Below are 17,937 nucleotides of genomic sequence, written 5' to 3'. Positions count from 1 at the left end.
CCTACTTAAATAATACTAGAATTAATCTAAAAAGTCAGGTATTGGTTAAATTGAAAAGTATTTGCCTTATGTTTGAGGCGCCAACACCACATGGTACAAGCCCGGTAAAATGCAAAAATCCGAACAGCCAGAGCCGCTCCCCGTTGAACCCTTCACTTCGGACGAAATTGAATTCATCAGACAGCATATTCAGGATGATGTGAACCAGCTTATCCTGAGAAGTTCCATTTACAAAAATTTTGACATCAAAAAACTGGGAGCACAGATACTCTCCCGGCAGAAAGCTCAAAAAAAACTTCCCGAATGGTATGACAATCCCGTTCTGATTTTCCCACCACCCCTGTCCATCGAACAGTCATCGTCAGAAGCAACAGCAAAATATAAATCCGGGATGATCCAGGGCCGTACCTTGATGGATATTACGGGCGGGATGGGGATAGATAGCTATTACCTGAGCCGAAGTTTTAACAAAACTTTATATTTTGAGAGAAACGAAGAAGTAAGCCGCTGCGCCGCTTATAATTTTGAAGTTCTTAAAGCCAGCAATATAAGCGTGCACACGGCGGACTCCATTGATTACATCCATCAAAAAGAGTTAAAATCGGACTGGATTTTTGCTGACCCTGCACGCAGAGGCACCCAGCAGGAAAAGGTGGTTCTGCTTTCGGACTGTACACCGGATATCGCCGCCAGCCTGAAAACATTGTACGCAGCTGCCAGTAATATTCTGATCAAAACTTCACCGTTACTGGATATTGACCTTGCCGTGAAAGAACTGAAAGGTGTAAAAGAAGTACACATCATTGGCCTGGGTAACGAATGCAAGGAATTGCTGTTTGTTCTGGACCAGGAAAACAACCAACCGGATTTTTTAAGAAAAGTCAGAGTACTGGATTCCAGAGGCGATACCCTGGCAGCCATGGACTTTTCCGCCGCATCTGAACAACAGGCACTCCCCTGTTTCTCCGACCCTCTCAGCTTTTTGTATGAGCCCCATGCGGCTGTTCTGAAAGCGGGCTTCTACAGACTCACCGCCACTCATTTTAATCTGAATAAACTGGCTGCCAGCAGCCATCTGTATACTTCTGAAAACTGCGTCCCTAATTTCCCCGGAAGAGTATTTGAAATTCTTGCTGTCTGTAAACCGGACATCAGGGAAATCACAAAATACATCGGTGGCGACAAAGCCAATCTCACGATCCGAAATTTTCCAGGTACAGTTCATGACCTTCGAAAAAAATGGCGTCTAAAGGAAGGTGGTGATTTCTACCTCTTTGCAACAACGTTAACGAGTCTGAAAAGAGTGGTAATCGTTACCAGAAAGATAAGCTTTGAAACACATTGATTATCAGAAGGAAACTACAAATTATCAGAAATTATGAAAACCAGACTTGCTCCGGCTGCGGTGGTACTCTTTGTACTTGCGGCACTGTCCGGCCACACACAGACCATCTACCCAGGCAAACAGACAATTGACAAAAAGGAATATTCCGGCCTAGTGCTCAATCAGAGTATCCCAGAAAAATATCTAAGCAACTACTGGGAAAAGTATCTGGGAAAATTCGGAAAGGTAAAAGGCCGCCGCGGAACGGCAACTATAGAGAAGGCCGCTATTCCGTCCATTTCAGGAAACCCCATCCAGCTCACCAGTGTGGTTTCGTCACCGGTCAAGAATCAGTCGCAGGTGTTCCTCGCACTGAATGTCGACGGCAATGAGGTCACCAGCTCCACCGACAATTCCTATAAAGGTGCCGAATCACTGCTGAAAAATTTCGCTGATTATGCCAGCATCAATGATGAAGCAAGGATAGCCGACGAAGTTTTCACCTCGTCAGAAAAAAGTCATCAAAAACTGGTACGGCAAAACGACGATACTGCCAAGGATATAGAACGCACGGAAAAGAAGTTAACCGAACTGCGAGCACAGCTGGAAACGAACAAAATGGAGGCAGAAAAATCGCTGGTGGACTTACAGAATAAGCAAAGGGCTTTGGAAGAAGTGAAAAGCAGGCTACCCAAATAAGCTGCCTTTTACACATTTAAAACAGGTGAAAGGAAATTTTACCTGTTTTAAATGTGTAACCTGTTATGCAAAGGCCTCTTCGAACTCCTTTTCTGAAAACCCCAGCGTTATCACCTTTCCAGTGGTATCTTCTATCAACGGACGTTTTATTACTGAAGTTTTATTCTGCATAAGCGCCGCAGCACTTTCCTGGTCTTTCACGCTGGCTTTTTCCTCATCAGAAAGAGCTTTCCAGGTAGTTCCCGCCTGGTTCACCAACCTTTCCCAGGGCAGCTGTTGAAACCAGGCATTTAACTTATCCGAAGAAATACCCTTTTTCTTATAGTCATGAAAGGTGTATTGCACGCCTCTTTCATCCAGCCACGTTCTGGCCTTCTTTACTGTATTACAATTGGGGATTCCGTATAAAACAAACATATGTCTTGTCTATTGAATTGAAAGGATTGGTTAAGTCGTATACCTTGCGAGAGCATCTGACTGGTCGCCGTTGTATTAAATATCAGCAGGTGATTTTTTCGGCAATACTATATCCGACGCATGCATTTTGGTATCATCAAGCTCCCCTTCCCATCGTGCGACCACCGCGGTAGCCAGGCAGTTACCCGTTACGTTAATAGAGGTACGCGCCATATCCATCAGTTCATCAATGCCCATAATTAACAAAACCGGCCATTCCGGCATCCCAAAGTTGGCAATAGCTCCCAGCAGGATAACGAGCGTTGCGCGTGGAATACCCGCCACTCCTTTACTTGTAAGCATAAGCAAAAGTACCATTGTAAGCTGGTGCCCCACCGTCATTTCTGTGCCCGTTGCCTGGGCCACAAATACGGCCGCCAAGGCCAGATAAAGTGTAGAACCGTCCAGATTAAAGCTATATCCCGTTGGCATCACAAACGAAACGATATGTCTGGGGACTCCAAATTTCTCCATTTTTTCCATCGCTTTTGGTAGTGCGGATTCCGAGCTTGTCGTTGCGAATGCAATGGATACAGGTTCAAAAATAGCTTTGGCAAATTTGACAATCGGGATTTTTGCAAAAAGTGCAATGGGAACAAAAATAATCAATACAAAAACAATCAGTGCGCAATAAAGCGTAGCCAGCAGGAGGGCAAGGTTTTTCAGTACATCAATCCCCATGTGGCCTACTGTTTCGGCAATCGCGGCACCTACCCCTATAGGGGCGAACAGCATAATGATCTTCGTAAACTTAAACATAACCTCGGCCAGCAGTTCAATGCCTTCCACCATTTTCTGCTTTTTAGCTACGGGTAATAATGCCAGGCTTATTCCAAACAAAACACTGAAAACAACAATCTGAAGTACCTCACCATGGTAAATGGATTTGGCAATATTTTCCGGGAAGGAATGGAGAACAATATCCTGCCAGGTCTGCTGATGTGTTTCCGGCAAGGTAGCGTTCAAGGCAGCAGGAGGGATAATCCCCTCACCCGGCTTAAACCAGTTGGCAAAAAACAACCCGATCAGCAACGCAAAAGTGGTAACAACCTCAAAATAAAGCAATGATTTCCAGCCCATCCTGCCCACCTGTTTCAGATCAGAATGACCAGCAATACCGGTAACCAGGGTGGCAAATAACAACGGTGCAATCACCGTCTTAATCATTTGAAGGAATATCTGTCGTAAAAAGTGAATCTCTTTTCCAATTGTCGGAAAATCGTAACCGATTTCCGTTCCCACCAGCATTGAAATCAATATAGAAGTGGTAAGGTTCCGTTTGATGACTGCAAAAACAATGAGGCCGGCCAAAGCCGCCCATCTTAATGTAATGAGCAGAGTATCGGGAACCGCCACAATATTGTAGTTATTTAAAACCGTAGCCAGGGCCGCTATTGTCACCAGGATGATGTTGATAATAGTAATTTTGCTCTTCATATTTTAAAATTGTAACAGGAACAAGAATTTGCAAAGGTAAACTTATGAAAAATAGGATTAACGCTGTCATTTGTACCTGTTGCAAAAAGAATATTAGGTTAAAATTTTCATCCCTCCTCGCTCACGAAGTAATATTCTAAAATCTATTTTGCCAAATACCGGCAAAATAGGAATTGTTCCCGCATTAGTTAACATTGTTTTAACGAAGGAATTTTAACAAGGTGGTATATTTAAGCAATTATCAATCTCATTACTTATGAAAAAAATACTAATCCCGATAGACTTTTCCGAAAATGCGGATAAGGTGATAGCCGCCGCCAAAATCATCGCAGATAAATATCAGAGTGAACTTCTGGTTTTACACGCGTACGAGCCCTACATTGCCGATGTTAACCTCACCACTGGTAATGTTTTGCCCGGGATTGGCTCTCCGGATCTTTTATCACTTTCAAACGAATTACAACAGGAATTTCAGGAGCGGCTCGAAGAATACGTACGCAAACTGGTGGCAGAAGGGTACCGGTCCACTGCTCTCTGGTATCCGGGTGGTATCAAACCGGCGGTCAAACAGGCGTATGCCGATCACACACCCGACCTGATCATCCTGGGCAGAACGGGAGAAGGAGGTTTTCTCGATAAATTGATTGGAAGTTCAGCAACCGATATTGCCCTGCATGCCTCCTGCCCGGTACTGGTTATTCCGCCTCAAAACAAGCCAACCTCATTTGCCAGCACAGTATATGCAACGCAGCTGGAATATGCGGAGAATAATATCCTCCATGAGTTACTGCCTTTCACCAGCCAACTGGGATCCAGCGTTAAATTCCTGAAAGTCCACAGCCGTACCCAACCGGACATACAACCGGATCACCAGTATATGGCAGAATTAAAGGCTGAATTTAATATTTCTGATGACGCGTTTGTGAGCCGGGAAGCGCTACACGTAATTGACGGGATAGAAGCTTATTGTGATGAAATCGGTGCAGACCTGCTGGTTGTTTCCGCACGGGAAAGATCCTTCATTGAGGAGTTTCTGATCAATCCGGGACTGACTAAAAAACTGATCGTGCACACGCACATACCTTTATTAGTGTATCATTTAACCTAACCAGACTTGGGCTCAGGACATCATTCACAGAACACATCAGGCAACCTTAAAAAAGTTACCCGTAAACACCGGCATTATGAACGTGGCAACCTGCTTACCTCGCCGGGGACACTCACCTATGTTGGTCCTGAGGTAGAACTCAAAACGCGCATCCGAAAAATCCGGTATAACGAGAAGTTCATTGCGAATGAAGCTGTGAAAACCCTTGCAGACTGCATTCCTTCTACCACTGAAACCGACCAGATCACCTGGCTTGATGTTGACGGAATACATGAAACGAGCCTGATAGAAAAACTTGGAAAATTATACAACCTTCATCCTCTGCTGCTCGAAGACGTAGTGAACAGTGAGCACAAACCAAAACTTGAAGTGTATGATAATCATCATGTATTTCTGACCATGAAAATGCTCCACTATTCTGATACCACGGCTATCGATATTGCCAGCGAGCACGTGAGTTTTGTCCTCGGAGATCATTTCCTGATTTCATTTCAGGAAGAAAGGAATGAAGATATATTCATACCTGTGCTAAACAGGCTTGAAGCCTCTGTCGGAAAAACCAGGAAAAACGGCGCGGACTATCTGCTCTTCGCACTGATGGACGTCATTGTCGACAATTATTTCATCGTTCTGGAAAAACTGGGTGACAATATGGATCATCTGGAAGATTCCATTCTGGCCGGAATCGATAAACTATCCCTTACCGACCTCTATGCCCTTAAAAGAGAATTGACCTTACTCAGGCGTATCGTCTGGCCAATCAGAGATATGATTAATCAGTTGATCAGAGAAGAGAATCCGTTGGTAAGCCGGGAAACCATTCCCTACTACCGGGATCTTTACGATCATATTATGCAGATCATTGATACTGTGGACTCTTATCGTGAGGTACTGGCGAGCTTAGCGGATGTACATCTCTCTACCATTAGTAACAGGATGAACTCTGTCATGAAAACACTCACCATTTTTTCAGCGATATTTATGCCGCTTACCTTTATAGTCGGAGTTTACGGGATGAATTTTGATCATATGCCGGAACTTCACCACCCCTATGGCTACTTTTGTGTCTGGGGTATTATGATTGTAGTAACAGCCGGAATGGTAATATATTTCAAAACCAAAAAATGGATCTGATTTGAGAATCTCCCGTCATTGGAATCTTCAATAAAAGTAAAAGGCTGCCCCGGATATCGGAGCAGCCTTTTACTTTTATTGATTCTATGTTATCTCTGGAAACCAGCCGGATAATTCGAACGAAGTGAATTTTGTGGTAAAATTTTGATTTCCACCCGACGGTTTGACTGTAACCCTTCCACTGTTGTATTTTCAGCGATTGGTCTCAACTCACCGTAGTACTCAACGATAATCCTGCTTGGATCCTGAAGACCCGCTCTTACCAGGAATCTTTTGGCAGCATCCACCCTGCGGCGGGATAGTGCCACGTTGTAACTATCAGAAGCGCGAGCATCTGTATGACCTACCAGAACGATACGGCAATTTACACGCATATTCAAAAGTTCAACTACCTTGCTCAGTGTTTCTTTAGAAGCATTACGAATGATAGACTTGTCAGTATCAAACTCAATGTTGCTGAACAACGCCTCGCATTCGTCTTTCGGCAGGTTATTTTTGATTGCATCCCGGATGATTTTATCAAGATCCATCGCTACACCACCACCAGATACTACACTTCCGAGAGGAGTATTAGGCTCTTTGTCAAACAAGTCAGCAACACCATCACCATCTGTATCAGTATACAAACGTGGATCCACTGGCTTTGGCATATTAGCCTTCGCAATAGAATCAGCGTCATCCATTGTTGGATTGTAAGGAACAGGTATCAGTGCTTTCGGGTCAGCCCAACGCAGGTGATAACGGCCGCTTCCAGCATCATAGACACCCTTTTTAGCCATCACTGCATTTTTACCTAATTTATAGGTGAGCGCTACTCCTACAAAACCCCATCCATCGTTTTTGGAATCTCCTTTGGCAAATGTCCATAACCCTTGCTGCGACTTATAATCCGTAAGATCGCCAACAGTCGCATCCATTTTTTCAGTGTTAACATAGTTATAAACAAAGTCAACACCAATATCGAATCGTGGAGTTAATTCATAATGAACTGCCAGACCCGCTGGAACTACCCATTCACGGGTATAAGTCGAACCATTTCTTTCCCAGGTTCCAGCTGTTTTAGAGCTTCCGTCGGTATTGGTGGAAATTTCAAAAACATCACCGAAATCAGGACTCTGCGGATTCGTATTGGTCGCTTTCAGGTCAGTATGATAATAAATGATACCAGCACCAAGGTGCGCATCAAATTTCCATCTGCGCAGTTTGTTATACCCAAACAGTAGGCGGTTCAGGTTAACAGTTCCGTCAATAGAAGCCTGTATAAAGGATGGGCTGTTAAACGAAACTTTGTAAGTTTCCTGGCTAAGCGTGCTGTAGTGACGGCTCTTGGAACCCATTAACCGACCGTTGTAACCGGTAAGCTGAATACCGAAGATCGGAGAAAGCTGCTTGTTTATCGAGAGCCCCCATCCGCCAGTCAGTTTTTCGTCTTCACCAAGTTTGAAATCGTATTCTTTTATATCACCAAAGAATTTGGTTATCCCTCCGTATCCCGTAATTGACCATGTATTCATTTTGTTAGGTCCATCGTAAGTACGGTTTTGTGCAGAAAGATTCAAACTCAAAAGGGACAAAAATACTAAAGCAATGTAAAGATTCTTTTTCTTCATGGGAAACACCAGTTATGTGATTCAATTATTCACTTGTTAAAAAATAATAAGACAAAAGGTTTAAGCCTGTAAGCCGGATTCTGTGTTCTTCCCAGAGCCAGGCTTCGGGAAGATTTCTACCATTTATCCAGGATTCCGGTCACCCGGAATCTCTAACGATCTACCCATGCTGATGCTTCCTTTCAGAAACGGGGACGAGTAACCCCACTAACCAGCACCTATTTGATCTTTCAGCCCGTAAGGTTTACCGTGCCTCTGCGGTTACCCGAAGAGCGGTGGGCTCTTACTCCACCTTTTCACCCTTACCTGGTACATCAAAAAACATGCCAGGCGGTATCATTTTCTGTGGCACTTGCTGTCAGCACATCGTTCCCAACCTGCTGCCTTCCCGTTAGGAAGTACGGTACTCTATGCTGTCCGGACTTTCCTCCCCGGCAAATACCGCGGCGGTAGAACAGCCTAATCCTTTCGCCTGACCACAAAGCTAAGAAATACTTTCCTTTGATCTGCAGTTAATATACCATAAAAAACAAAAAAAATAAGGGAGTGACATCCGTTTAAGGGAATTTCTTTAAAAACTCCTCAATCCCTCCACCCTCAGATTAATACTACCGTCGGCAAAAACCACCGAATAAATGTGGTTTGGTGTCAGGTATACTTTATCCGGTGCTATTTCTTTGATTTTCCCTTTGATGGTTACACCGTCCGTTACTTTGTAATTTTCTAGTATTTTTTGTATTGTTTTCTTTGTATCGGTGATCTGGTCGCCGACCGGAAACGTCATTTTTTTCTCCATCATCCGGCTGAACTGACCCTGCAGCAGCCATCCAGCGGTACGTAAGATGGTACTCCTGGTATCCAGATCATAATCCAGATTCCTGAACGATAGTTGCTGCGTAGCCGGATCATAATATGGATTTCCCTTCAGATAGATATAACCGTTTATACCACCTGCCAAACCCGCTTTGATAATCATTTTATCGTTCTGTCCGTACATTTCAATGGATGTAATTTCCACTTTATACTTGCCTCCTAAGAACGAAAATTTCTCTCCTTTGAATTTCTCATCCGCCATCCGGCTGGCCTCTTCATAAGATATCTGGCTGATCAGCGCAATCCTGAAACGCTCCGGTACCTGCGGTGCAATGACCAGATCGGGAAGCCCCCTCCCTTTGGTTGCCAGCGGTTTATCTGCAGAGGTAATGGTCTGGGTATATCCTTTGATACCTATGACCGAGCGTAATACACCGTTGGAAGCAGTTAGCGGAGTCATTACCACTGCCTCGGGTACCACAGCAAGCCATGTATGATATTCCTTTGACAACAATACCGGCTGCCTGGCCAGATCCCAGGCAACGGCGGCGTATTTTTTCAACTCTATGTTGCTGGATATATGTTCGTCGATGGCGTCCGTGATTTTATCAAAATTCTTATTCATCATCCGGCTTACCATCCCTTTGATCGGAATTTTTATACCCGCTACCTGTATATTCGGTTCCGAGATCCAGTCGTAGCTATCAACGTAAGTATCCGCCTCAACCTTCCAGTCTGGTGAAACTCCGATTTTAGTAATGAATCTGATCCGTATAGAAAATTCCGTGTCCTTATAGCCTGACATGGTCAGCCCGAGCGGACTGATTTTATAACCTGCACTTACCCATATTTTCAGCGGGACTTCAAACAAGAATGACGAATCAATGGCAACAAGCCGGATCGGGCTTAGCTTCCATACTTTTGCCTTGATATTATCCTGATTATCATCTTCATAACTATTGTCCTCATAAATCAAACCTTTGATCTTTGCATTGATCTGCGCTTCAATTTCAGCAACGGGAATTTCTACCGGCACATTCAATACCGACAGATGCTGTTCACTCTGTATTTCTTTTTCCGAATATTTATATTCCTCCATTGGGGCTTTGGGTGTGGTACTTTTTTTTCCGCAATTCCATAAGCTGAGTGTAAGAATCAATAATATAGCACACCACAAAGGTGTGTTCCGGTATTTATTTAATTTTGACGAGGGTTGCACCGTATCCGAATTTTTCCTTTTGGGCGTCTTTAAAATAATTCACATGCTGGTTTTTGCTAAGCCTTCGGTGCAGTTCGTCCCGCAACATGCCGCTTCCTAATCCATGAATGAACGTAATCTGGTCCATACCCGAGGCAATAGCCTGCTCAAGGCTATTTTCAAACGCAGCTAATTGCTTTTTGAGTATCTGTTCTTTGGATAATCCTGAAAAATCAGCCGTAATTTTCTCAATATGGAGATCAAATACTTCTTCCGGTTTTTCGATCCTGGCGGGTTCCGTACCGGCGCCTTCCATCATCCGCTCACGCAGCTGGCTGGAAATATCCGCCTTCATTCCTGGTTCAGGCGTTTTGAGATTCTCTTCATCCAGTTGATAAACAAAGGCATCCTTGTTAAGAATAGGAGCCGACCGTTTACTCTTGTAAAACGACTGCGCCCTGCATTTCAGTCTTTTATGCAGCGGCTGCGGCAGGATGTAATTTCCTTCGCGGTAAAAGAGAAAGGTAAACTCCATGACCGGCCACGACTCAAAATCCTTGGTTATCAATTCAGTCAGCTTTTGCGTAGAACGTGGCTCAAGCGTTCCACCACCCAGTCCGCTCCTTACCTGGTTATGGTCCGACGAGGCAGTAAACGGTAGCATCCAGTCTGTATTGTTGATCAGATGCACCGTTACAGCCCTGTCATTCACTGCAACAAAAGCGAGGTATATCCCCTTTTCCCCGAAAACTTTTTGCGGTCTGAAAACGGTATCCGCTGCTTTGGCAGCCTCAAACGGCTTGACCAGCCTCTGCGATTCGACCGGGGATATGGTGACGATCTCATTCCGCAGCACCGGAATCCGGAAGCCATCTTCAATTTCTATTTCAACCACGTTGCCGGGCAAAAATGCATAGATGATCCCTTCCTCCCGTCCGTGTACCAGCCTTACCTTATCTCCTATATTCATGATGTATCATTCTGTTTGCTCTGAAACGATTTCTTTAACTGATAACCTCCTCAGAAATAGATTGGTTTAAAATCAACTCCCCTTTTACCGAAGCGCAGTGCCGGTGCCGGGATTTTTATTGAATTGGCAATAAAAGCAATAACCTTTACAACCTTATTTTTTGTTTTCACTTTTGTAAGATCAATATCCAGCGACAGATAGAACTGCCTCTCAGGAATATACCCCATTTCAATACTTTTGCTCCTTTCTGCCGAAACCATGTTATCGATCCCATATCCAATTGAAATACAAAGCCATGAAGGCCATTTACCATTTTTGTAAAAGGATCCCGGGCTTCCTGAAAACCAATAGGTTTGCCCGTTATAATCCTTCAGTAATCTTTCCTGATGGGTACTCCCGAGCAATCCGGGCCTGACACCGGCAAGGGAGGTATAATGCGCCGAAAACTTTGGCTGGATCCGGATTTCGTCCCAGAGGGCTATCTGACCCAGATACAAAACGGAACCCGAAATATTGGCAATCATATCTCCGGGAGAAAAACCATAGTCTGGAGAAAAACCATCAAGTATTTCGATCGGTGTCTGGAAAATAATACCTGAAACCGCACCATACACCAGCATTTGTCTTTTTGATATTCCTGTTGTGCGATAAATCGCAGCAGTGTGACGTGCGATCTGGTAGGCTGTGTAAATATGCCCCATTTTGTCCATTTGGAGCCACTCATGGGTATCGTCCTTAACAGTGAATTTCGTAAGCGGATTTTTATACCACGACTTGCTCAGGCCATATATTGTTCCGAGATACAGCGCCGACTGGGCTGCAAATATCCCTCTCAACAACGGATAATTGGGGTGAATACTGGCGGCCGAATCAACTTTTAAGGTATCAGCCTGCCCAAGCACTCTGGTTTTGCACAGTGTACAAAACAACAAGGTAAGGATCAAATGCTGATAAGCGTTTCCGTATTTCATTCACTGTTGCTACAACAAAACGCAGCATTTAATCAAAAAAGAATTCATAGTCGGCCATATTGATTTCTTTCAATACCCTCCCAAATATTTCCGCGTTCCCCACTCCAGGGCAAGAAGGAGAAGTATCACAAAAAAGAGCCATTTCAGGTGGATCAGTTCCACGGTATTTTCCAGCGCATCCAACCGATCTGCCGGACGGTTAGTTTTCAGTTTATCTATGAAACCGGGTAGCGCCTCCGCTTTCAGAAATTCTCCGCCCGTGTGCGCCGAAAGTTCCCTGAGCATATTAAAATCTGCTGTTGTATTCGCCATCTCCTGGTCCAGCTCACTGATGACAAACTGCCCACGCACCTGCTCATCCTTACCTTTTAGTACTGTACTTGCTTGAAACCTATAGGCACCCTCCGGGAGGCCCGATATATTAAATCGTGCATTTTCCCGGGAATGAACATAGGAGAACTGTCTTGCTGCACCTTTTTCATTGGTTATTACCAGCTTCACTTCCTGTCCGTAAAGCTCTTCGTAAATATCATTGTAAATTTCGGTCTGGAAAACGACCTGTTCACCGGTTTCAAACTCCCCCTTTACCGGGTATACTCTGAACTTTCGCTTGTCTTCTTTGACCGCCAATATCTGAATTACTTTCTGAAAAAGGTTGTCTACAACATCCTGCTTGTCAGTCAGCGCAAACTCCTCCTGCCGCCATTGCCATATTCCCTCCCCGGCCAGAATGGCAGTTTTCGGCTCAGCCGCCGTATTTAACAACAATAAAGGTTTACGGGTTGGTAACGTACCTACTTTCTGAAACAGAATTGTCTCAGAACCCGACAGCACATTATATTCCCCAAAGGGGACCGACAACGGTGGCAGCCTTTCCAGCAGCTTAAGACTTTCCGCATCAAAATTCAGTTGCTGGAATGAAGTGTTAAATCTTGCTGATACCCGGTCTGTCTGGGTACCTGTTACGTTTATGGCTAGTGCACGGCTGAACGAATTAACCAGCGGGATAGCCGATTGATTCCCGAGCACGAAGAATAAGGGCACTTTAGCATCCACGAATTTCCGGACCGAGGCGTTTCCAAGGCCCAGGACATTGGGTATCTGATGTAATATGACCAGGTCGTAAGGCTTGCTACTTACGGGGGGACTGTTGGAAATACTTAGTGTTTGTACCTCCAGCTCATAATTATCATTCGCTTCAATCAAATTCCTGAATGCCTTGATATCCGGATGCGGCGCCATGGCCATCAGCAGAATCCGCTGACGGCCATCAATGATATCAATGTATATTTCCTTTTTGTTGTTACGGACCACCTTCTCTCCGGCTACATTTCCCAGTTCAACAGTATAATGCTGAAGCCCCTTTTCTGCTGAAGAAGTTTTAAACTCGTAAGTCTTGTAAAAATCCTTTTGGTCAATGATCACTTTTTCTGTTGCAATCACCTTTCCTCCCTGCCGGAGCGTAACATGGGTAGTTTTGCCGGAAAGGCCGTGTGCTACAATTTCAGCCCGCAGGGGAAATTCATTCCCCAGGTACGCCACTTTGTTATGTATTACGTCCTTAATGCTGATATCTGCCACAGGTACTGTATCCCCAACGGCAATGCTACTGATGCGGAAAGGATACTGTCCAAAAGCTGGTGAGGTCCCCTGGGTCACAATCCCGTCACTGAGCAGTATGACATCTGTTAAATTGGAACCTTCATAATTGCTTTTAACCATCTTCAGCAAAGCAGAGAGATCCGTTTTTTTCTGATCAAACCGCACCGAATCAATTGCAGATACCTTCTGATCCTTGTTGAGTACCTGAAAATCCACCTCAAAACCTGCATCACTGAGTTGCCCGATTGCAGCTGAAATCTGCCCGATTGCCTTGGGTCCGTACCTGCGGACAGATTCTGAATTATCAATGGCAAAAACAATTTTAGCCTTATCTACAATCGTTTCTGTCCGGTGAACCAGGGGGCTTAATAACAGAAAAACAACCAGCGCAACTGATATTCCGCGCAAAAATGCAAGAGTATAGTTCAGCTTCTTTCCCCAGGAGGCTGTAGGTTGATACAAAAGATAAGCGTATAAACTTCCGGCTGCAAAGCAGAAAACAATAAACCAGTATGGGGTTTGAAATAGAAGTTCAGAACGCATCATATTGCCAGTAAGCACAAAGTCAGGATTGTAACAGCATAAAGAGAACGTTCGGTGGTTGTGCTAACTTGTGTAAGTTACCTTTTCGATGGTAAAATTGACGATATAATATTAATTCATATTATGAATACCTGTACCATGATAGCCAATACTATATTTCAGCAGTTGGAATAGACTTCCTGCTGCTGCTAGGTTAACATACCGCCATCCACCTGAAGTACCTGGCCGGTAATATATCTTGACATATCTGAAGCAAGGAACACAATGGCATCTGCCACTTCTTCGGGCTGACCGCCACGTTTCATCGGAATGGATTGTTTCCAGTCGTCTATGGCTTTGGAGTCAATAGCATCTGTCATTTCAGTTTCTATAAAACCCGGTGCTACCGCGTTAGAACGAATATTTCTAGATCCCAATTCCAGCGCAACAGATTTGGTAAACCCGATGATACCCGCCTTGGAGGCCGCATAATTTGCCTGGCCTGCGTTCCCGCGGATACCCACCACAGAGGTAATATTGATAATAGATCCGCTTTTGGCACGCATCATACTTTTTATGGCTGCCTTGGTGAGGTTAAATACCGATTTAAGATTAACATTAATCACGGTATCCCACTGTTCCTCACTCATGCGCATCAAAAGACCGTCACGGGTAACCCCTGCATTGTTGATCAGCACGTCCAATTTTCCAAAATCGGCTAGTACATCGTTCACCAGTTGATCGGCAGCTGCAAAATCCGAAGCATCGGAACGATAGCCTTTGGCCTTCACACCAAATTCTTCCAGTTCTCTGGCGAGTGCTTCGCCTTTTTCTACACTTGATAAATAAGTAAAAGCCACATCTGCGCCTTCCTGGGCCAGCCTTAATGCTATTGACCGGCCGATGCCACGCGACGCGCCGGTAACAAGGGCTACTTTATTCTGTACTAATTTCATTGTTAAATTTTGAGATATTTTAATTTAAAGGCACACCAGCGTTAAAAATAATGACTTCCTGTCTGGCAGATACGCCCGGCAAAAATAGAGGATTGTGCAGAGACGACAAAAAAAGGATGCATACGGTCCGATTCTTTTGAAATACATCTCCTGTAGCAAACCAACTGCTTACCTTCGTTGTTGAACCTAAGAATACATTTTTTACCAAATATATCATTAAAGTATGCCAGACAGTATCAAAACAGCCATCGTTACGGGAGGCTCCAGGGGGATCGGATACGGCGTTGCCGCGAAGTTAGTCGGGGAAGGTATCCGGGTGGCTATTACCAGCCGCTCACTGGATAGCGCAGAAAAGGCAGCAGCGAAACTCAACAAAATAAAGGAAGGATTTGCCATTGGAATTGAATCGGACGTCAGGAATCTGGATGCCCAGCAAAACGCAGTGGCCACAGTACTGGAAAAATGGGGACGTTTGGATTATTTCATCGCCAATGCCGGAGTAGGCCATTTTGCCCCGATCCAGGAGCTGACTACCGAACAATGGACCGAAACCATTGACATAAACCTTACCGGGGTATTTTTTAGTGCAAAAGCTTCGATGAGCGCCCTGGCCGATTCTAAGGGTTACTTCATTACGATATCAAGCCTTGCGGGTACCAACTTTTTCCCGAACGGTACGGCCTACAATGCCAGTAAATTCGGGCTGGTAGGTTTCTCCCAGGCTATGATGATGGATGTAAGAAATGCGGGTATAAGGGTCACTACGATCATGCCGGGGTCAGTCGCCACTGAATTCAGTAATCACCAGCCTTCTGAGAAAGATGCCTGGAAGATTCAGCCGGAAGACATCGGGCAGATCGTCTCCGACCTGATCAAAATGCCAGCTCGCACCCTTCCAAGTAAAATTGAGGTGAGGCCATCCATGCCTCCAAAATAGGTTTTGCCAGGTATTAAACGCTAATCACACAGGGCCAGGACAAGCGCGCAATGCGTTTGTGTGGTTCTGTGTGGTTATTGTCAGCCATTGTTTGAGATACCAAATTCTCTTTTCAGGACTTCCTTCGCTACCGATTCCTCATATTGATATACATCCTCGTTAAAAAGCGCATCATGGCCTGCATTTTTCAAACTGATCCAGCTATGGGTGGCATAAGGATCATAGTCAAAATGCTGAAAGCTATGCCCCAGGTTATTCATATCGAAAAACCACTTTACACCTACATCCAGGCGTTCGTAAGATCCAAATGCCGATCCTTTTCCCAGTGGTATGGTGTCTTTCCTGGTTTTTTCCAGATCAATCATTGCTACATACTCATTCAGCCGGCATTCGGGTAACGGCCAGGGAATAGCCGGATTCACAACATCCGAATATGTACGCGTTCGTGCCTGCGGATATCTGACCGACAGTTCCATTAATTCCAGATAGGACGGCCGGTATGCTGTATACTTATCAGGATTGCATAAATTGGCACTATACGCCGGGCAAACCCAGCACTGTCCCACTCGGCCAATGCCGGAAGCAGCACCCAGATTTTCCAGATAGGCCCCTACCAGATCGCCTTTAAAATACACATCATTGTGTAGGACCAGCAGATATTTGCTGTCCGACTTCTCCCAGGCGTACTGATATCGGATGGCGTACCGGTATTTTTTAAAATTTTTCAGGAAATTAAATCTCAATTTATTCGTCCACAACCAAACCTTCGGACGATAATAGACAACCTTGTCTCCCAAATAATCTAAGATAAACTTAAAATTGGAAGGCTCGGGTTGCTTTTTTTCTTCTACAAAATAGATTTTATTAATCCACTCACCCGAATGCCTCAGGAGCGTCAATAGGGTAACCGCCGTCTGATAAGGTTTCCCATAAGCATTAATCGCCGCATCGACGATTTGGCTTCTTTCTTCCATGTAACAAGCAATTGTTTCTAATTCTATTCAGACTAAAAGTTTATTCTAAATCTTACTCAAAAGTATTCAATTTTAGATATCTGACATATTAAATTTAGTTTTAGGCTTGTTTCATAAAATCCAGTCACGTATTTGTAATGCTGATTTTCAAATAAAGCTCTGACAGTTAGATACTTTATATCTCAAAAATTATAAAAAACAATACTTTTGTGATTTTTGAAATAATCATCAGCCGACACATTATTATGGAATCAATCATCAATTACTTCGGACATATTCCTTCCGCTCATCGAAGTGCCATTCTGGTGGGTGGCATCATGTTTTTCTGGCTGCTGGAAGGCGGATGGCCACTTTTTCGGTTTGGTTATCATAAATGGAAACACGCCGGGGTTAATTTCTTCTTTACATTCACTACTATACTAGTGAATTTTCCACTTGCTTTCATTCTTCTTAAAGCAAGCGACTGGACTACCCGAAATCATTTTGGTCTGATGCAATGGCTCGACGGCCTTCCTTTGTGGATCCGCTCCGCAGTAAGCCTGCTGTGCCTGGACCTTGTAGGAGCCTGGCTTGCACACTGGACCCAACATAAAACAAAATTTCTGTGGCGCTTTCACATCATCCATCATGCGGACCCGTTCGTTGACACCACCACTGCAAATCGCCATCATCCGGGAGAAAGCCTGGTACGTTTTATCTTCACCACGTTAGCGGTTATCATTGCCGGTGCCCCCATGTGGCTGGTTTTCCTATATCAATCGATGTCAGTGGTGCTCTCCCAGTTTAATCATGCTAATATTTCATTGCCGGTATGGATTGATAGGATTGTAAATAAGGTACTGGTTACACCCAACATGCACCATGTTCACCACCATTACAGACAACCTTATACCGATTCAAACTATGGAAACATATTTTCGGTCTGGGATCGTGCGTTTGGGACATATAAAGATCTCTCTACCGGTGATATCGTATATGGAATTGATACCCATCCAAAACCGGAAGAGAACGGGCGGATTATCAATCTGCTGGGTATTCCCTTTCAAAAATACAGGCCTCCTGTCAATACGCAACAGGACAGCGATTCATAACCGCTACGCTGGTCACTCGTGCATGTAGCATAACAGGTAAGGATTTTCTGTTATTTTAAGATAAATCACCGATATTTTTTAAATAATTTTAATAATTTGCCAACTGTTTTCATAATTTCTAATTTCAAACCTTGT

General features: G+C 44.3%; 15 protein-coding genes and 1 other RNA gene. 6 read left to right on the top strand and 10 right to left on the bottom strand.

Annotated elements, in window-relative coordinates:
* The first annotated feature begins 109 nt into the window (after nt 1–109).
* Nucleotides 110–1,345, top strand: a complete 1,236-nt coding sequence (locus KOE27_RS03930; protein ID WP_215237536.1) for a THUMP-like domain-containing protein — start codon at nt 110–112, stop codon at nt 1,343–1,345.
* A gap of 33 nt (nt 1,346–1,378) precedes the next feature.
* Nucleotides 1,379–2,023 (top strand): hypothetical protein, encoded by a 645-nt coding sequence (locus KOE27_RS03925; RefSeq protein WP_215237535.1) that lies wholly within the window; start codon nt 1,379–1,381, stop codon nt 2,021–2,023.
* Between the two features lie 63 nt (nt 2,024–2,086).
* On the opposite strand, the gene KOE27_RS03920 is transcribed toward KOE27_RS03925, so the two are convergent.
* A complete protein-coding gene (locus KOE27_RS03920; RefSeq protein ID WP_215237534.1) occupies nt 2,087–2,440 on the bottom strand; it encodes an ArsC family reductase in 354 nt (117 codons plus the stop codon).
* A 75-nt stretch (nt 2,441–2,515) separates the two neighbouring features.
* The gene (locus KOE27_RS03915; RefSeq protein ID WP_215237533.1) at nt 2,516–3,916 is read right to left on the bottom strand and encodes a dicarboxylate/amino acid:cation symporter; all 1,401 of its coding nucleotides are present in this window, start codon (nt 3,914–3,916) and stop codon (nt 2,516–2,518) included.
* 256 nt (nt 3,917–4,172) lie between these two features.
* Here KOE27_RS03915 and KOE27_RS03910 point away from each other — a divergent pair, with 256 nt between their 5' ends.
* Nucleotides 4,173–5,024, top strand: coding sequence for a universal stress protein (locus KOE27_RS03910; RefSeq protein WP_215237532.1), 852 nt, complete (start codon nt 4,173–4,175; stop codon nt 5,022–5,024).
* A 6-nt stretch (nt 5,025–5,030) separates the two neighbouring features.
* Entirely contained in the window at nt 5,031–6,158 is a 1,128-nt protein-coding gene (corA, locus tag KOE27_RS03905; protein ID WP_215237531.1) for a magnesium/cobalt transporter CorA, read from the top strand.
* A gap of 89 nt (nt 6,159–6,247) precedes the next feature.
* Here corA and KOE27_RS03900 read toward each other — a convergent pair whose 3' ends face one another.
* The 7 genes from KOE27_RS03900 to fabG form a co-directional block, all read right to left on the bottom strand.
* Entirely contained in the window at nt 6,248–7,672 is a 1,425-nt protein-coding gene (locus tag KOE27_RS03900; protein WP_229252628.1) for an OmpA family protein, read from the bottom strand.
* A gap of 149 nt (nt 7,673–7,821) precedes the next feature.
* Nucleotides 7,822–8,234, bottom strand: an RNA gene (rnpB, locus tag KOE27_RS03895) — RNase P RNA component class A.
* 105 nt (nt 8,235–8,339) lie between these two features.
* Nucleotides 8,340–9,680 carry a DUF4403 family protein gene (locus tag KOE27_RS03890; protein WP_215237529.1) on the bottom strand — a complete coding sequence of 447 codons (1,341 nt, stop codon included), beginning with the start codon at nt 9,678–9,680 and terminating at the stop codon, nt 8,340–8,342.
* Nucleotides 9,681–9,774: 94 nt separating this feature from the next.
* Nucleotides 9,775–10,749 carry a Smr/MutS family protein gene (locus KOE27_RS03885; protein WP_215237528.1) on the bottom strand — a complete coding sequence of 325 codons (975 nt, stop codon included), beginning with the start codon at nt 10,747–10,749 and terminating at the stop codon, nt 9,775–9,777.
* A gap of 50 nt (nt 10,750–10,799) precedes the next feature.
* On the bottom strand, nt 10,800–11,720 hold the full coding sequence (locus KOE27_RS03880) for a DUF2279 domain-containing protein (RefSeq protein WP_215237527.1): 921 nt from the start codon (nt 11,718–11,720) through the stop codon (nt 10,800–10,802).
* A 69-nt stretch (nt 11,721–11,789) separates the two neighbouring features.
* Complete coding sequence (locus KOE27_RS03875; RefSeq protein WP_229252627.1) at nt 11,790–13,784, bottom strand: vWA domain-containing protein; 1,995 nt, start codon at nt 13,782–13,784, stop codon at nt 11,790–11,792.
* Nucleotides 13,785–14,053: 269 nt separating this feature from the next.
* A complete protein-coding gene (gene fabG / locus KOE27_RS03870) occupies nt 14,054–14,800 on the bottom strand; it encodes a 3-oxoacyl-[acyl-carrier-protein] reductase (protein ID WP_215237526.1) in 747 nt (248 codons plus the stop codon).
* A gap of 223 nt (nt 14,801–15,023) precedes the next feature.
* On the opposite strand from fabG, the gene KOE27_RS03865 reads away from it, so the two are divergent.
* Nucleotides 15,024–15,737, top strand: coding sequence for an SDR family oxidoreductase (locus KOE27_RS03865; RefSeq protein ID WP_215237525.1), 714 nt, complete (start codon nt 15,024–15,026; stop codon nt 15,735–15,737).
* Between the two features lie 80 nt (nt 15,738–15,817).
* On the opposite strand, the gene KOE27_RS03860 is transcribed toward KOE27_RS03865, so the two are convergent.
* Nucleotides 15,818–16,711 (bottom strand): hypothetical protein, encoded by an 894-nt coding sequence (locus tag KOE27_RS03860; protein ID WP_215237524.1) that lies wholly within the window; start codon nt 16,709–16,711, stop codon nt 15,818–15,820.
* 245 nt (nt 16,712–16,956) lie between these two features.
* On the opposite strand from KOE27_RS03860, the gene KOE27_RS03855 reads away from it, so the two are divergent.
* The gene (locus KOE27_RS03855) at nt 16,957–17,802 is read left to right on the top strand and encodes a sterol desaturase family protein (RefSeq protein WP_215237523.1); all 846 of its coding nucleotides are present in this window, start codon (nt 16,957–16,959) and stop codon (nt 17,800–17,802) included.
* Nucleotides 17,803–17,937: the final 135 nt, after the last annotated feature.

Origin of the sequence: Dyadobacter sp. CECT 9275, from assembly GCF_907164905.1 — a bacterium.
Classification (GTDB): domain Bacteria; phylum Bacteroidota; class Bacteroidia; order Cytophagales; family Spirosomataceae; genus Dyadobacter; species Dyadobacter helix.
Note: the sequence above shows the minus strand (reverse complement) of the source record. Positions and strands in the feature narration are given on the sequence as shown.

Coding starts and splice junctions, on each gene's coding strand:
- KOE27_RS03915 (WP_215237533.1), bottom strand. CDS start 3,916: ATGAAGAGCAAAATTACTATTATCAACATCATCCTGGTGACAATAGCG.
- KOE27_RS03925 (WP_215237535.1), top strand. CDS start 1,379: ATGAAAACCAGACTTGCTCCGGCTGCGGTGGTACTCTTTGTACTTGCG.
- KOE27_RS03860 (WP_215237524.1), bottom strand. CDS start 16,711: ATGGAAGAAAGAAGCCAAATCGTCGATGCGGCGATTAATGCTTATGGG.
- KOE27_RS03885 (WP_215237528.1), bottom strand. CDS start 10,749: ATGAATATAGGAGATAAGGTAAGGCTGGTACACGGACGGGAGGAAGGG.
- KOE27_RS03900 (WP_229252628.1), bottom strand. CDS start 7,672: ATGAATACATGGTCAATTACGGGATACGGAGGGATAACCAAATTCTTT.
- fabG (WP_215237526.1), bottom strand. CDS start 14,800: ATGAAATTAGTACAGAATAAAGTAGCCCTTGTTACCGGCGCGTCGCGT.
- KOE27_RS03880 (WP_215237527.1), bottom strand. CDS start 11,720: ATGAAATACGGAAACGCTTATCAGCATTTGATCCTTACCTTGTTGTTT.
- KOE27_RS03920 (WP_215237534.1), bottom strand. CDS start 2,440: ATGTTTGTTTTATACGGAATCCCCAATTGTAATACAGTAAAGAAGGCC.
- KOE27_RS03855 (WP_215237523.1), top strand. CDS start 16,957: ATGGAATCAATCATCAATTACTTCGGACATATTCCTTCCGCTCATCGA.
- KOE27_RS03930 (WP_215237536.1), top strand. CDS start 110: ATGCAAAAATCCGAACAGCCAGAGCCGCTCCCCGTTGAACCCTTCACT.
- KOE27_RS03890 (WP_215237529.1), bottom strand. CDS start 9,680: ATGGAGGAATATAAATATTCGGAAAAAGAAATACAGAGTGAACAGCAT.
- KOE27_RS03910 (WP_215237532.1), top strand. CDS start 4,173: ATGAAAAAAATACTAATCCCGATAGACTTTTCCGAAAATGCGGATAAG.
- KOE27_RS03865 (WP_215237525.1), top strand. CDS start 15,024: ATGCCAGACAGTATCAAAACAGCCATCGTTACGGGAGGCTCCAGGGGG.